This is a genomic window from Nocardia thraciensis (assembly GCF_054782435.1).
This window is the reverse complement of record NZ_BAAGSM010000010.1, coordinates 178,279-193,303: the sequence shown is the minus strand read 5'-3', so window position 1 is coordinate 193,303 and position 15,025 is coordinate 178,279. Positions and strand designations below refer to the sequence as shown.

The following is a 15,025-nucleotide window of genomic DNA, read 5'->3' as shown; positions in this document are numbered from 1 at the left end:
AGGTAGAGACGGAGTTGGGGGCAGCGTGACGCACGCGCGACTGGAACATATCGAAGAGGATTCGAGCCGCGGGATCGTCCGGGCGCCCGATCTTGCCCGCGTAACCATTCTGGCCAAACATACGCAGGTGGATATGGCCATTCCGGTCGACGTCCCGGTCGCACTCGTCATTCCCAGCGTCGTCGACATGGTCGCGCAGCACAGTCGGCACAACGACTTCGACAACTCCGGTGAACAGTTCCAGCCCGCGGAATGGGTGCTCGCGCGCATCGGGCAGCCGCCGTTCTCCAATTCGCTGAGCCTGGGGGAGCAGGGCGTGCGCGACGGCGAACTGCTGATGCTGGAGAGCGCCGACCACGTGGCGCCGACGCCGCTGTTCGACGACATCATGTACAACGTCGCGATCGCCGACGCCGACCATTTCCGCACCTGGTCGCCGGGGGTGGCGCGAGTCACCGGCTCGGTCATCGCCGTGCTGACCATGCTCGTCGGCTGCGCCGGGCTGCTCACCGCGCCGGAGGCGCTGTCGGGCTACATCACCGGGTCGATCGCCGCGTTCATCGCCATTCTGCTGGTCATCGCCGCGACCGTGCTGAGCCGGATGTACGGCGATCGCGCCACGGCGCTGATCCTCGGCGGATGCGCGCTGCCCGCCGCGTTCACCGCGGGCATGCTGCTGGTTCCCGACCATTACGGATGGGCGAACATCCTGCTGGGGGCGGTGCTGGCCGGGGCGACCTCGATCCTCGCCTGGCGGGTCAGTGGGGTGGGCCTGGCGCTGTTCATCGGCACCACCACGCTATCGGTGTTCGCCGTCCCCGCGGCGCTGGTGGGCCTGCTGACCTCGCAGCCGGTGAAGGCCATCGGCGCCGTCGCCGCCGCGCTCGCCCTGGCGGGCCTGTCGCTGTCGCCGCGGGTGTCGATGCTGCTGTCCAAGCTGCCGCTGCCGCCGGTGCCCTCGCCGGGCACCCCGATCGACCCCACCGAGGACGATCCCGACGACCATCGCGCGCTGCCGACCATGGAGGCGCTGCGCGCGAAATCCGAACGCGCACGGATGTATCTGGCCGGACTGGTCACCGCGACGACGCTGGTGACGGTCGTCGGTGTGCTGGCCGCCACCGACCCCGGCGCCGCCGACCCGTTCTGGCCCGGAGTGGCGCTCGCGCTGGTCGGCGCGATCGTGCTGATGTTTCGCAGCCGCACCTACGCCGGGGCCGAGCAGGCCGTGGTGCTGCTCGCCGGCGGCGCCACCATCCTGCTGGCCATGATGATCGCGGCCGCGCTCACGATGGAACAGCCGCTGGCGGTGTTCGGCGCCGCGATGGTGATGGTGATCGGCGCGCTGATCCTCGGCCTCGTCGTGCCCAATCAGTCCGCCACCCCGCCGATGCGCCGGGCCGTCGAACTGCTGGAGTACACCTTCGTGGCCGCGGTGATACCGCTGGTGTTCTGGGTGGCCGAGCTGTACTCGCTGGTTCGCTCGCTGTAGCGCCATGAGACCGAAGATGTTCGGGCGCAACGTGGTTCGCGTCGTCGCGGCGGCCGCCGCGCTGGGAATGAGCGTATCGGTGGGCGCCGGATCGGCGTTCGCGGACAAACCCGTGGTACCGCCGGGCGCGGCGCCACCGGCGGGTAATGCCGCGCCGCCGGGCGCGACGGAGCGCAACGCCAACTCGGTCTGCCCGGTCGGCACCGTGTGGGGCGGCGACGGGCCGACCATCCCCACACCGCAACGCGCGCTGGACCTTCCGCACGCCTGGCAGTTCTCCAAGGGGGCCGGGCAACTGGTCGCCGTCATCGATACCGGCGTCGCGCGGCACCCCCGACTGCCGGGACTCATCGCGGGCGGCGACTACGTGAGCACCGGCGACGGCACCGAGGACTGCGATTCGCACGGCACGGTCGTGGCCGGAATCATCGCTGCCAGTGAGGAACCCGGCCAGGGCTTCGCCGGAGTGGCGCCCGAGGCACAGATCCTCACCATCCGGCAGACCAGTTCGCAGTATCAGGAGAAGGGCAAGTCCCGGGAGCAGGCGCCGGACGCCATGCCCGAGGGCTACGGCAATACCCGCACGCTGGCCTCCGCGGTGCGCCGCGCCGCCGACATGGGCGCGTCGGTGATCAACGTGTCCGAGGTGGCCTGCAACACCACGATCGAGGATTCGGAACTGGGCGCCGCCGTCCGGTACGCGGCGCTGGAGAAGAATGTCGTGGTGGTGGCCGCCGCGGGCAACAACGACAAATGCAAGGGCACCAATCCGGTGCTCGATCCGCTGGATCCGGCCGCGGACCCGTGGAGCAAGGTCAATATGAACGTCTCGCCCGCGCGCTACGACGACTACGTGCTGTCCGTGGGCTCGATCGACCGCAACGGCCAGCCGTCGAAATTCACCGTGCCGGGACCGTGGGTGGGCGTGGCGGCGCCCGGTGAGGACATCGTCTCGCTCGACGTGCATTTCGACGAGGGCGGCAGTAAAGGCACCGCCGTCGGGACGGTCAGTCCGCAGGGCCAGGGACAGCAGGCCCAACTGCAGGGCACCAGCTTCGCCGCGCCCTATGTATCGGGGGTGGCCGCGCTGGTGCGAGCCCGCTTCCCCGAACTCAGCGCGCTCGAGGTGATCCAGCGCATCGAGGCCACCGCGCACGCCCCGGCCGAGGGCTGGAATCCCTTCCTCGGATACGGCGCCGTCGATCCGGTCGCCGCCCTGACCGCCCAGGTCCCGAATCAGTTGCCGCCCAAGCGCCCCAGCCCTGCCAAAAGCCTGCAGCTGCCGGTGCCCCAGGCCCCGCCGCCGCCGGACAACACCGCCCGCAACGTCGCCCTGATCGGCACCGGCGTGATCGCGCTGCTGCTCGTACTGGGATATCTGGCGTCGTTCCCGATCCGCCGCCGCCTCGGGGTCCGCGAGGACTGAGCTGGTCGAAGCGCCGGCGGGTGTTTGCCGCGACCGTCGCCGGGGCCCGGACCTCGTCCCAGCTCATGGCCTGCTGGTCGTACAGTTCGACGAGATCGATCGTCTCCATATGGTTGCGACTTCCTTCCCGTCCCGAATTCATCGGTATCGAGGACTACGCGACCGGCGATAGTTTCGATGCACCCCACGGTCGGCCGTTCCGCGGCTGCCCGACGATCGATCAAGGCAGTATCCGCATGGTTCAGACCGGTATTCACACAGGCTCCGAAGCGCTCTCCCCTCCGGCGAATCCGGCGGCGGTGAGCCGCCGGGTGGCCTGGGAACGCACTACCAATATCCCGATGGGCGTGCTGGCGGTCGCCTTTCTCGGCGTCTACGCCTGGCACGTCCTCGATACCGGGGCCTCACCGGCGCTGGACACCTGGCTGACGGCCGCCGACATCACGATCTGGGTGATCTTCGCGGCGGATTTCGCGATCCGGGTCGGATTGTCCACGCGGCGTTGGCGTTTCCTGCGCACCCACCCGCTCGAACTGCTGATCGTCATACTGCCGCCGATCCGCCCGCTGCGCCTGTTGCGGGCCGCCCTGCTGGTGCTGGACACGCTGAATCGCAATACGTTCAGCCGCATGCGCCTGTCGATCTTCGTCGGCGTGAGTTCGCTGCTGGTCGTATTCCTATGCAGCCTGGCGATGTTCGACGCCGAGTACGGCGCCCCGGACGCCAAGGTCCAGAGCTTCGGCGACGCCCTGTGGTGGGCGGCCGTCTCGGTGACCACCGTCGGCTACGGCGACTACTACCCGGTCACCACCGAGGGGCGCCTGGTCGCCCTGATCCTGATGACCTTCGGCATCGGCCTGATCAGCTTCGCCATCGGCACCACCACCAGCTGGGTCCTGGACCAACTGAAGACCGTCGAGGAATCCACCGAACGCACCGACATCGAGGTAGGCAAGCTCATCGAGGAGATCCGCGCCCTGCGCTCCGAGGTCGCGGCACTGCACACGAACGAGATGCCGCCGCGGGCCTGATCGCTCAGTTCTGGCCCGTGACCGCGGTCTTGTCGTCCTTGGATTTCACCAGTTCCTTGGCGGGGTTCGGGTCGGGGGCCACGCCGTCGTGGGCGACCATGGCCTCCTGGCGGCCGAGGGTGGGGCCGGGGGCGAGCAGGCCGACGATCGGCCAGGGGGCCGGTTCGGGCTTGGCCTTCTCCGAATCCATGCCCAGGGCCTTGGCGGCCTCGTTGTCCTTGATGCCGTAGCGGACCCCGGTGTCGGCGATGAAGAACTGGCTGTCGCGGCGCTGGCTGTCCGGCTCGATGCCCGTGGTCTGCACGAAGACCCCGGAACCGGGCGTGGAGTAGAAGGCGTCGACGTTCGGGCCCGACGCGTCGGCCCGCGCCAGCGGCGTCGTCTTCGAGTTGTCGGGCAGCGGCAGCATGTGGCCGGTGATCAGCGACAACTCGGCATGCCTGCTGCCATCCGACTTCTCGGCGGCGCCGGCCATCGGCTTCCACGACAGACAGCCCACCGGCTGATCCTTCGTGTCGACGATCCTCGGCGCGAGCTCCGGGTACTTCGACACCTGCAGTTCGCTGGTCGGCGGCGCGTTGGTGCTGTCGTACTGGGTGATCGAAGCATTCTGCGACACAGTCGGATTCGAGTTCCGGATGATGTCGGCGGTCAGCGGCGACACCGCCTGGATGCCGTCGCGCAGCACGACGAAGTACTGATCCTTGGTGTCGACGTGCACCACGTCGCCGATGCGGTGGCTGCTGCCCAGCGAATAGGAGGGCAGGCCGCCCGGATCGTCGATCTTCGGCGGCACGATCGGCAGCACCTCGGGGATCGAGTTCAGCAGGCCCTCGCTGACCGGGCGGGGCGTCATGCCGCGAATCTTCAGCGCGTTGGTGACGGCGGGGTCGGTCATATCGACCCGCGCGCGCTGGTTGTCGTAGATCAGGTAGGTGGCGTCGCGGCCCTTCACCAGCAGGGCCGCATCGCGGCCCATGGTCGAGGCCTTCTCGCCCAGCAGCGGGTCGCCCGCCAGCACCGTCGTGGTCAGGCCGCGGCTGCCGTCGTTGCTGATCTCGTCGCAGATCGTCCAGACCCGGCCCTTGCCGCCGGTGTCGAAGTTCAGCGAGGCGGGGGCGCCGGGGATGCCGATGAGCGTGCCGCGCGGCTTCTTGGCCAGCTCCGACTCCTTGATCGACTCCGCCTTGGCGGGCTCGCCGACCGCCAGCCGCGCCGATGCCAGGTTCAGGGCGGGGTGCACGACACCGTCGATGACGGCGTACACCGCGCCGCTGTCCTTGCCGAGGAGAATCTTGTTGTCGCCGATCGCCCCCTGCGGGCGCAGCAGCGCCAGCACGCCGCAGCCCGCCAGCGCCACGATGCCCAGCACCAGCCCCGCCGTGTACGCCCGCGACTGCGAGCGCATCGGGTCGTGCAACATGCGCACATCCCGTCGTACCAGGGCGTGTTCCATCCGCCGCACCAGGAAGCGGTAACCGCTCACCTGCCAGCGAGTGGTGGGTCTTGAAGGCATAAAGGCTCCCCCGAACAGTGCTCACGTCCGCACAACACAGTACAGTTCACCGGGACTGAAGTTCAGTTCGGCCGTCGAAATGGCCGACACCGGGTACCTGGGGGACGACGATGGCCGAACCGAGCGGCACGCACAACCGCCCGCTGTTTGGACGGATCTCGCTGCCGAATCTGCTGGTGGCGCAGTTGTTCGGACTAGTGGTTGGGGTGATCGTGCTGGTCGTGGGCGTGCCGTGGTGGTACGCCCTGGCCGCGGCGATCGGGGCGGGACTGCTGGTGCTGATCCCGTTCGGCAAGCGCACGCTGGCCGACTGGATCGCGACGATATGGCGGTACCGCACCCGCCGCGACTACCGGCTCGGTGACACCGTCGACTTCCGCGGTCCCGACGGCCGCTCGCTCGGCCTGTACTGGGAGGGCAGCCGCGTGGTGGCGGTGGTCGAGGTGCTGCCGCCTAAGGGCGGGCTGACCCGCATCGACCGCAACACCGTGCACGCCTCGCACCTGCTGCCGCTGCCCGAGCTTGCGCAGTGCCTGAACCAGCACGACATCCTGCTCAGCGGCATCGACATCATCAGCCACGGGCACCGCAGCCGCTCCGGTACACCCGCCGGGCCGATCTACGAATCGCTGCTGGGCCCGTTGCCCGCCACCGCGCACCGCACGGTGTGGCTGGCGATCAGCTTCGACGCGCTGACCTGCCCGGACGCGGCCGACCGCCGCGGCGGCGGGACCGCGGGCGCCTGCCGCGCCGTCACCATCGCGACCCAGCGCATCGTGCGCGCGCTGGAGGACGCCGACTGCGCGTCGCGCGTGCTGACCGCGCCCGAGATCAAGAAGGCGGTACTGCAGGTCACCGCGGGCATCGATGCGCGCACGCTCAGTCACCGCTGGCGCTACGCCGAACTCGGCAACGGCGTCAACATCGGCGCGGCCGTCGATCCGAAGCAGCTGGGTTCGGACCTGCTGGCACAGCTGTGGGTGTCGCCCTCGCGCGGCACCACGGTGGCCGTGCGGCTGCGGCCGGGCAGCTCCGCCGCGGAGGTGAACGTCGGCGCCGCCTGGCGCCTGACCACCCGGGAACTGCCGGAGAAGCAGCGGCGCAAGGGCATGGTGTCGCTGCACGGCCGACATCGGCAGAGCCTGCTGGCGCACCTGCCGATCGGCATCCCGGACGTCGACGACACGGTGCCGCTGGGCGAGTACCCGATCGACGTGGTCGGGGCGCTGCACCTGCCGTCGTCGGGCTGCGGTCAGCTGATCGGCTCCGACGACGAGGGCAACGGCGTCGCGATCCGCCTTGTCGGACAGGGTATTTCGACCGTGTACGTGGCCGGTGAGTTGTATCTGGCGCAGCAGCTGGTGTTCCGGGCGCTGGCCGTCGGCGAGCGCATCCTCATCCGCACCGACCGGCCGCAGGCCTGGCAGCAGCTGGTCGAGACGATCGGCAACCCGGAGCGGCTGACCATCGCCGTCGAAACCCACCAGAGCGACGCGAATTTCACCGCCGCCGTGGTCGACGGCGTGCTGGCGCCCGCCCCGCACGCCGGTGTCACCACCATCTACGTGACCGGGGACCCGATGGGCTGGCCCGCCACCCGCCCGGACCTGCAGATCCACCAGCCCGGCGCGATCGGCAACCACGTCATCCTGCGCACCGGGACCGCCCAGGTCGACCTCACCCTGGTGTCGATCCCCCGTGAAACCACCTACATCGGCCAGCCGCGCGGCCAGCGGCGGGCCATGGCGAGCCAGTAGATCAGGCCTACGCGGTCACCCCGGATACGGATCGGCGGCTCGAGCCACGCGCAGGTGGCGGGCCCACCAGGACAGCTGGCGGAGGAGGCGCTGGGCGGCGTCCTTCGCGGCGCCGTCCTCGGTATTCCCGTCGGCGTCGAACTTGCGCTTGGCCTCGTGGAAACTGACGGATTCGCGGATCGAGACCATATGGATCTCGGCGACCACCTGGCGCAGCTGCTCGATGGCGCGCAGACCACCCGACAGGCCGCCGTAGCCGACGAAACCGATGGGTTTGGCCCGCCACTCGTGCTTCGCGGTGTCCAGGGCGGTCTTGAGCGAGGCCGGATAGCCGTGGTTGTACTCGGAGGTGACGACGACGAAACCGTCTGCGGCCGCGAGCCGTTCGCGATAGGCGCGGGCCTGCAGCGTCGGCGACAGGTCGGTGGGCAGCGGGGTGTCCATCAGATCGATGACCCCGATATCGAATTCGGGGTAGGCCCGCGCCGTGCGCAGGAACCAGTCGGCGACGACTGGCGCGAACCGTTCCGGCCGCACGCTGGCGACGATGACCTCGAGGCGCAGCGGGGTTTCCATGACGCGAGCGTAGCCGCGCCGACGCCGGGGGCGGATATCGCCACCCTGTCACCACACGAGCCGTGGATGGTGCACGATATTCGCTGGCTATCACCGCAGAACAGGAAACCGGAGAATTCGGAGAGGGGGACGTGGCGATGATCGTCGGCGAATGGCTGCTGATCGAGACGCTCGCCGGACCCGAGACCTGGTCGGTGCTGGCGGTCGGTACCGCGCCGCGCCAATGGAAATCGTTGGCGCGCACCGTTCCCGCGCGACTCCTGCCCCTGGTCGCCGCCGCGCGCGCCACCGGCCGCACGGTGGAACGCGAGCTGCCGAAATCCAGGCATTCGTGGTCGCGGCAGCCCGCGCGGGCGGTGCCCGTGGCGGGGCCGGACGGCTGTGTCCACGGCGTGCAGTTCCGGGCGGGCGGCGCCGCGCCGCGGCCGCCGGTGGCGCCGTTCCTGCTGGACGCGCGCACCCGCCGCACCGAGGTGCTCTCGGCCGGGCTGGGACCGGCCTTCGACCGGGGCCGCTCGGTATGGACGGGCGCCGAATCCTTCGAGCACATCGAACGTTTCGACGGCGGGCTGGACCTGGTGGCGACCGTGTCCAAGGCCGAGCCGGGATCGCGCTGGTCGGGCACCTGCACCGTACGCACCCCGGTGGGTCTGCGCACCCTGCTCATCGCGGCCCGCAATGCCGCCGACGATCCGCAATGCTGGCGGGGGCTGCTCGCCGATGTGACCGAAAGCGTTCCGCCGCAGGGCAAATCGTTCGAGGCGGCCACGGTGGACACGCTGGTCAACACCAATCCCGGGCTCTATCTGGCGGTGGTCGACACCGCCCGGGTCCGGGTGATCCGCTGGATCAGCGACCCGATCCCGGGCCTGCGCTGGACCGGAGACACCGACGAGCGCACGCTGCCGCACCCCGACGATCGGGCGCGAATCCTGGCCGCGCGCGACGACCTGCGTTCCGGCGTGCCCGTGTGCACGATCGCCGGGCTGCGCCTGGCCGCGACCGACAGCGACTGGCTGACCGTCGACGTCGAGGTGTCGCCGCTTCCCTCCGGCCCGCCGGATACCGGGCCACCCCAGTTCGCCCTGATCCGCATCGATCTGCGATCGGCGTCTGGCCAGGAGACCTGATGCCCCTCCCTCAGGGATGGGCCATCGCCCGCCTGCGCATGGGCTCAGGGTAGTTCGAACGGCAGCGACACCCCGGCATGGACACGGCAGCGCTCGCAGGCGCCGGTACCGTCCACCGTCGACACCGCCTGGCGGACAAGCTTCTTGAACGGCACCAGGTTCCGTTCGAACTCCGCGAATACCGCCGCGGCGCTCACGCCGTCACCGGCCTCCAGCCCGGCGTCCAGGTCCGTGACCAAAGCTATTGCGGCATAGCACATCTCGAGCTCACGAGCGAGCACGGCCTCGGGATACCCGGTCATGTTCACCAGTTCCCAGCCCTGCGCGGCGAACCAGCGGCTCTCCGCACGGGTGGAGAACCGCGGCCCCTGCACCACGACCATCGTCCCCGCGGACCTCATCGGCAGCTCGTCCACGGCGGATCGCGTTGCCGCCGTGCGCAGTTCGTCGCAGTAGGGATCGGCGAAGGAGACGTGGACGCCGCCGTTGTCGAAGTAGGTCTGCGCCCGGCCGGAGGTTCGGTCCACCAGCTGGTCCGGCACCGCCACGGTGCCCGGACCCCAGTCGGCGCGCAAGCTGCCGACCGCGCACGGCGCGAAGATCCGGCGCACGCCGATGGAGCGCAGCGCCCACATGTTCGCCTGGTACGGCACCGTGTGCGGGGAGTACTCGTGCTTGCGGCCGTGCCGCGGCAGGAAGGCCACCTGCCGCCCGCCGACCTCTCCGACGGTGATCGGCGCGCTCGGCGCGCCGTAGGGCGTGTCGATATCGAGCGTGGTCGCGTCGTCGCCGAAGAAGTCGTAGAAGCCGCTGCCGCCGATGATGGCCAGCGCGGGCCGGGGAACCGAACTCATGCCCCCGATTCTCGCGCACCCCGGCCCCGCGTTTCGCCCAGGTCCGCCGTGCGCTGACAAGCCGGACCGAACCGTGTACCCTAGGGGGGTATTGAAGGCGATGGGCGGGAGTGAGGAAGCAGCCGGTGACCGAGGACCAGACCATAGCGGTGGAACAACCCAGCCACGACCACGCTACCCACGGCTACATCACCGCCAAGGAGGACTACCTCAAGCGGCTGCGCCGCATCGAGGGCCAGTCCCGCGGCCTGCAGCGCATGGTCGAGGAGGAAAAGTACTGCATCGACATCCTCACCCAGGTATCAGCGATGACCAAGGCCCTGCAGGCGGTGGCGATGGGCCTGCTCGAGGACCACATCAGCCACTGCGTGGTCGACGCCGCGGTCCAGGGCGGCCCGGAGGCCGACGCCAAGATCAAAGAGGCCACCGACGCCATCGCCCGCCTCGTCCGCTCATAAGGCACTCGCCGGTACCCACGTCGGGTGAGGCCTGGGTCAGACGCGCGCGGCCAGGGCGGGGGCGAGGGCGCGCAGGGTTGCCATGTAGTCGTCGTCGAGGACCTGGACGGCGATCTGGTCGGCTCCGGCGGTGAGGTGGGCGACGAGGCCGTCGGCGATCTCGTCGGCTGTGCCGTGCAGGGCCAGGGCATCGATCAGGCGGTCGCTGCCGGGCTTGGTCACGTCCTCCTCGGTGAAGCCGAGGCGGCGCAGGTTGGCGACGTAGTTCTGCAGGTCGAGGTAGAACCCGACGCTGCCGCGGCCCGTGGCGCGGGCCCGGTCGACGTCGGTATCCAGCGTGATCTTGTTCTCGGCGACCAGCAGAGTGTCGGCGCCCAGCGTCTCGCGGGCCTGCCGGGTGTGCTCGGGGGTGGTGAGATACGGCAGTGCGCCCGCCGTGCGATCGCGGGCCAGTTCCAGCACGCGCGGGCCGAGGGCGGCGAGCGCGCGCCGCTCCTTCGGCACGCCCGCCTCGTCGAGTTCGTCCAGATATTCGACCAGTGCGTCGTAAGGCTTGCGGTAGACCGCGTCGTGCTCGGGGTGACCCGCGCCGACCCCCAGAATGAAGCGCCCCGGGAACCGCGCCTCGATGCGATGGAACGACTCGGCCACCTGCTTGGCGGGCGAGGACCAGATGTTCACGATGCTGGTGCCGACCCGCTGCGTCTCGGTGGCCTCCAGCAGCGACTCCACCACCGGCAGGTCCGCCCCCGGCGAGGCGCCCAGCCACAATGTGCCGTAACCGAGCGCCTCCAATTCCCGCGCGTTCTCGGGCGTGAACCCCGAGAAGTACCGCCACACCGCAAACCGTCCGAGTCCCTGAATCGTCATATCGATGGCGAACTCCACTACCTTCGTTCCTATTCCACGCGATCGGCCGGTTACCCGGAAATGCCCGGATGTACGTGTACGGGAAGGGGTTTGGCGGGCATGGGCAGGACTCGTAGTCGGGCCCGCAGGACCACGTCGGTGACCTCGTGCGGCACGTCGTCCTCGTCCTCGGGGGTCTCCGGTTCGATGCCGAGGTCGAGGGCGGCTCGCTCGTGCAGGGCCCGCGCGGCCAGCGCGGCCTCGACCTGCCACCGGAATTCGTCCGCCGCGATCGGCTCGCCGGGCGCGGATTCGCGTTCGTCGGTCAGGCGGCGCGCCTCGGCCAGGCCCTCGCCGATGAACGGGGCCAGGTCGTTGGCGGCGCCGCAGTCCTCGTCGTCGACGAACAGCAGGACACCGTCCCGGCGTCCGGCCCGCTCGAAGCTGCCGTACAGTACCGACCCCTGCCCGTCGGCCGTCGTCCAGCGCAGATACTCGCCCGCCGTGGTCGGCTGCGCGAGCTCGGCCACCCAGGCCGGGGCCTCGACCCCGGCCGCGGCCAGATGCTCCGCCGCCCGCAGCGCGGCCGTGCGCGATGGTTCGGGCGTCAGCGCCGCGATGCACCGCAGGAACGCCAGGCCGCCGGGTCCCGCCTGCCGTACCCCTTCATCGATGAACATGCTCGCGAACGCCTCGTCGTACTCCGGGGTGCCGTAGGTCGCGGCCAGCAGGGAGGCCGCCAGATACTCCCCGTCGACCGGGTCGTCCACGTCCTCCAGCCGCGCGATGGTGGCCTCGATATCGTCGACGAGCTCCTCGAATCCGCTTCTGTCGATGCCGACGTCGACCTCGTCGACGTCGACCGCACCGACTTCCGGAGAGGCGACCGGCTCGGCCTCGCGAACCTGTTGCTTCTTGTTCTTCTTGCCTTTACGGCCACGACTCACCGGACTCATGTTGCGCGAGTCTGCCATCCCTGGCGCGTCGCACCCACCACCAACGCGCGTGTGGGATTCACCGAGTATTACCGCCCACCGCGGTCCCGATGGTCGCCGGTCCGGATCGGGCAGCGGGTTCAGCCGCCGCAGCAGCCGAGTTCAGGTGGGGCCGTACGCTTTTCGCGGGTCTGGAGATTGCGGGCGGCGAGATCGACGTCCGCCGGATAATCGACGGCGATGAGGCTGAGTCCGTGCGCGGGGGCCACGGTGACCGAGCTGGACCGTTCGCGCTCGTGCAGCAGCCCGGCGACCCAGTCGGGCGTGCGGCGGCCCTCCCCCACGGCCAGCACGGCGCCGACCAGGCTGCGGACCATGGACCAGCAGAAGGCGTCGGCACTGACGTAGGCGGTCAGCAGGTGCCCGGATTCGGCGGCGCCTTCGAGCGGAAGGTCCCGGCTCGATCCCGGCGTTCGCCGGGAAGACGGGGGAACATCCTCGATGCGGGAAAGCGGGGAGACATCCTCGATACGGGAAGGCCGGGAAACATCCTCGATACGGGAAAGCGGGGAGGAGACCCAGTCGAACCGCTGCAGCTCGCGGACGGTGGTCGCGCCCTCGCGGCGACGACAGAAGGCCGCGAAATCGTGCAGCCCCAGCAGTTTTCGGGAGGCTTCCCGCATCGCATCCAGGTCCACCGGACGGCAGGGCACGACGCCGCGCGCCCGCAGCGGATCTGCTCCATACGGCGCGGTGGTCAGGCGATAGGCGTAATGGCGGCGAATCGCAGAGAAACGAGCGTCGAATTCAGGCGGGGCGAGGCGAATCCCGGTGACCCGCACATCCTTCGGCAGGAATCGGGCCAGGCGGTGAATCAGCTTGGGCCCGTCGAACTCCGCGGTGGTATCGAAGTGGGCGACCTGCCCCTCGGCGTGTACCCCGGCATCGGTGCGGCCCGCGACGGTGAGCTGGATCGGCTCGCGCAGCACCTTGCTCAGCGTCTCCTCGAGCACGCCCTGCACCGTGCGCAGGCCCGGCTGCCGGGCCCAGCCGGTGAAATCGGTGCCGTCATAGGCGATAGCGAGTCGTACTCGAATCGCAACGGTTCGCCGGTCCGAATCCGGACTGGTCACAGCCATCTCCTGGTTAGCATGAGAGAAGCCCGCCGACCCGGAGGGGACGGCGGGCTCACTCCTGCCGATGCCTCGCCAGCGCTCGGCATCGCCATGAGTTCTACTTCTCGTCGGCCTTCTCCTCGGCAGCCGGGGCCTCGGCCTCGGTCGCCTCGTCGGCCTTCGCCTCGGTGGCCTCCTCAGCCTTGGCCTCCTCAGCCTTGGCCTCCTCAGCCTTGGCCTCCTCAGCCTTGGCCTCCTCGGCCTTCGGCTCCTCGACCTTCTTCTGCGACGCGGCGACGCGACGGGCGCGATCGGCCTCGTTGGTCACGGTCTTCTCCCGGACCAGCTCGATGATCGCCATCGGCGCGTTGTCACCCTTGCGCGGCATGGTCTTGATGATCCGGGTGTAGCCACCCTCGCGGCCCTCGAACGACGGTCCGATGGTCGCGAAGAGCTCGTGCACCACATCCTTGTTGCGGATCACCTTGAGCACCTCGCGGCGGTCGGCCAGCGAACCGGCCTTGGCCTTGGTGACAAGCTTCTCGGCGTACGGGCGCAGCGCCTTGGCCTTCGCCTCGGTGGTCGTGATCCGACCGTGCTCAAAAAGCGCCGTCGCCAGATTGGCGAAGATCGCCTTCTGGTGCGACGCCGACCCGCCGAAGCGGGCACCCTTCTTGGGCTTGGGCATTGGTTGTTCTCCTTAGGAAAGGCCCCGGGACTGGCCCGTACGGCCTAGAGCTGTTCGGTTTCGGCGTAGTCCTGCTCGCCGTGGTCGGTGTCGCTGAACGAGCCGCTGTCGCTCCAGGTTCCGGTGGAGGCGTCGTAGCCGACGACGCTCGACGGATCGAAGGAGGCCGGGCTGTCCTTCAGCGAGAGGCCCAGCGAGTGCAGCTTGACCTTCACCTCGTCGATGGACTTCTGCCCGAAGTTGCGGATGTCCAGCAGATCCGACTCGGTGCGGGCCACCAGCTCGCCGACGGTGTGCACACCCTCGCGCTTGAGGCAGTTGTACGACCGCACGGTGAGGTCCAGGTCCTCGATCGGCAGCGCGAACGAGGCGATGTGATCCGCCTCGGCCGGGCTGGGGCCGATCTCGATGCCCTCGGCCTCAACGTTGAGCTCACGCGCCAAGCCGAACAGCTCGACCAGGGTCTTACCGGCCGACGCCAGCGCATCCCGCGGGGAGATCGAGTTCTTGGTCTCGACATCCAGGATGAGCCGGTCGAAGTCGGTGCGCTGCTCGACACGGGTCGCCTCGACCTTGTAGGTCACCTTCAGCACCGGCGAGTAGATCGAATCCACCGGGATCCGGCCGATCTCCGCGCCCGAGGCCTTGTTCTGCACGGCAGGGACGTAGCCGCGACCGCGCTCGACCACGAGCTCGATCTCCAGCTTGCCCTTGTCGTTCAGGGTGGCGATGTGCATGTCCGGGTTGTGGACCGTGACACCGGCCGGGGGAACGATGTCACCGGCGGTGACGGTGCCCGGGCCCTGCTTGCGCACGTACATGGTGACCGGCTCGTCCTCTTCGGACGACACGACCAGGCCCTTGAGGTTCAGGATGATGTCGGTGACATCCTCCTTCACGCCCGGGACGGTGGTGAACTCGTGCAACACGCCGTCGATGCGGATGCTGGTGACTGCGGCGCCCGGGATGCTCGAGAGCAGGGTGCGGCGCAGCGAGTTGCCGAGGGTGTAGCCGAAGCCCGGCTCGAGCGGTTCGATGGTGAACTTCGAGCGGTTCTCCGCCAAGACCTCTTCGGTCAGCGTCGGTCGCTGTGAAATCAGCATGAGGATCTCCTCCTTCAGGGGCGCCCGCTATTTGACGCCCACGAACTGGGGCTTCCCGCGGCGTCCCCTCTCCCTCATCCCGGCGTCACGTCCCT

14 protein-coding genes are annotated in these 15,025 nt (G+C 69.4%); 6 read left to right on the top strand and 8 right to left on the bottom strand.

Annotated elements, in window-relative coordinates; translation table 11 throughout:
- Positions 1-25 precede the first annotated feature (25 nt).
- The 3 genes from eccD (at position 26) to ACYVLQ_RS03995 (ending at position 3,949) form a co-directional block, all read left to right on the top strand.
- A complete protein-coding gene (gene eccD, locus ACYVLQ_RS04005; RefSeq protein ID WP_460695990.1) occupies positions 26-1,492 on the top strand; it encodes a type VII secretion integral membrane protein EccD in 1,467 nt (488 codons plus the stop codon).
- Positions 1,493-1,496: 4 nt separating this feature from the next.
- A complete protein-coding gene (gene mycP / locus ACYVLQ_RS04000) occupies positions 1,497-2,918 on the top strand; it encodes a type VII secretion-associated serine protease mycosin (RefSeq protein ID WP_460695989.1) in 1,422 nt (473 codons plus the stop codon).
- A 236-nt stretch (positions 2,919-3,154) separates the two neighbouring features.
- The gene (locus ACYVLQ_RS03995) at positions 3,155-3,949 is read left to right on the top strand and encodes a potassium channel family protein (RefSeq protein WP_460695988.1); all 795 of its coding nucleotides are present in this window, start codon (positions 3,155-3,157) and stop codon (positions 3,947-3,949) included.
- A 4-nt stretch (positions 3,950-3,953) separates the two neighbouring features.
- On the opposite strand, the gene eccB is transcribed toward ACYVLQ_RS03995, so the two are convergent.
- Complete coding sequence (gene eccB, locus ACYVLQ_RS03990) at positions 3,954-5,465, bottom strand: type VII secretion protein EccB (protein WP_460695987.1); 1,512 nt, start codon at positions 5,463-5,465, stop codon at positions 3,954-3,956.
- A 110-nt stretch (positions 5,466-5,575) separates the two neighbouring features.
- Between eccB and eccE the strand changes: the two genes are divergently transcribed.
- A complete protein-coding gene (eccE, locus tag ACYVLQ_RS03985) occupies positions 5,576-7,222 on the top strand; it encodes a type VII secretion protein EccE (protein ID WP_460695986.1) in 1,647 nt (548 codons plus the stop codon).
- Between the two features lie 15 nt (positions 7,223-7,237).
- Here the strand turns inward: eccE and ACYVLQ_RS03980 are convergent, their stop codons facing one another.
- Entirely contained in the window at positions 7,238-7,798 is a 561-nt protein-coding gene (locus tag ACYVLQ_RS03980) for an NADPH-dependent FMN reductase (RefSeq protein ID WP_460695985.1), read from the bottom strand.
- 62 nt (positions 7,799-7,860) lie between these two features.
- Between ACYVLQ_RS03980 and ACYVLQ_RS03975 the strand changes: the two genes are divergently transcribed.
- Positions 7,861-8,928, top strand: a complete 1,068-nt coding sequence (locus ACYVLQ_RS03975; protein WP_460695984.1) for a GAF domain-containing protein — start codon at positions 7,861-7,863, stop codon at positions 8,926-8,928.
- Between the two features lie 44 nt (positions 8,929-8,972).
- Here ACYVLQ_RS03975 and ACYVLQ_RS03970 read toward each other — a convergent pair whose 3' ends face one another.
- On the bottom strand, positions 8,973-9,782 hold the full coding sequence (locus ACYVLQ_RS03970) for an S-methyl-5'-thioadenosine phosphorylase (protein ID WP_460695983.1): 810 nt from the start codon (positions 9,780-9,782) through the stop codon (positions 8,973-8,975).
- Positions 9,783-9,907: 125 nt separating this feature from the next.
- Between ACYVLQ_RS03970 and ACYVLQ_RS03965 the strand changes: the two genes are divergently transcribed.
- On the top strand, positions 9,908-10,240 hold the full coding sequence (locus ACYVLQ_RS03965) for a metal-sensitive transcriptional regulator (RefSeq protein ID WP_460695982.1): 333 nt from the start codon (positions 9,908-9,910) through the stop codon (positions 10,238-10,240).
- A gap of 36 nt (positions 10,241-10,276) precedes the next feature.
- Here ACYVLQ_RS03965 and ACYVLQ_RS03960 read toward each other — a convergent pair whose 3' ends face one another.
- From ACYVLQ_RS03960 to ACYVLQ_RS03940, 5 genes are all read right to left on the bottom strand, one after another.
- On the bottom strand, positions 10,277-11,110 hold the full coding sequence (locus tag ACYVLQ_RS03960) for an LLM class F420-dependent oxidoreductase (RefSeq protein WP_460696179.1): 834 nt from the start codon (positions 11,108-11,110) through the stop codon (positions 10,277-10,279).
- Positions 11,111-11,160: 50 nt separating this feature from the next.
- A complete protein-coding gene (locus ACYVLQ_RS03955) occupies positions 11,161-12,045 on the bottom strand; it encodes a hypothetical protein (RefSeq protein WP_460695981.1) in 885 nt (294 codons plus the stop codon).
- Positions 12,046-12,164: 119 nt separating this feature from the next.
- Positions 12,165-13,163, bottom strand: a complete 999-nt coding sequence (locus ACYVLQ_RS03950; RefSeq protein WP_460695980.1) for a tRNA pseudouridine synthase A — start codon at positions 13,161-13,163, stop codon at positions 12,165-12,167.
- 94 nt (positions 13,164-13,257) lie between these two features.
- Complete coding sequence (rplQ, locus tag ACYVLQ_RS03945; protein WP_460695979.1) at positions 13,258-13,827, bottom strand: 50S ribosomal protein L17; 570 nt, start codon at positions 13,825-13,827, stop codon at positions 13,258-13,260.
- Between the two features lie 44 nt (positions 13,828-13,871).
- Positions 13,872-14,930, bottom strand: coding sequence for a DNA-directed RNA polymerase subunit alpha (locus ACYVLQ_RS03940; protein ID WP_068020676.1), 1,059 nt, complete (start codon positions 14,928-14,930; stop codon positions 13,872-13,874).
- Positions 14,931-15,025: the final 95 nt, after the last annotated feature.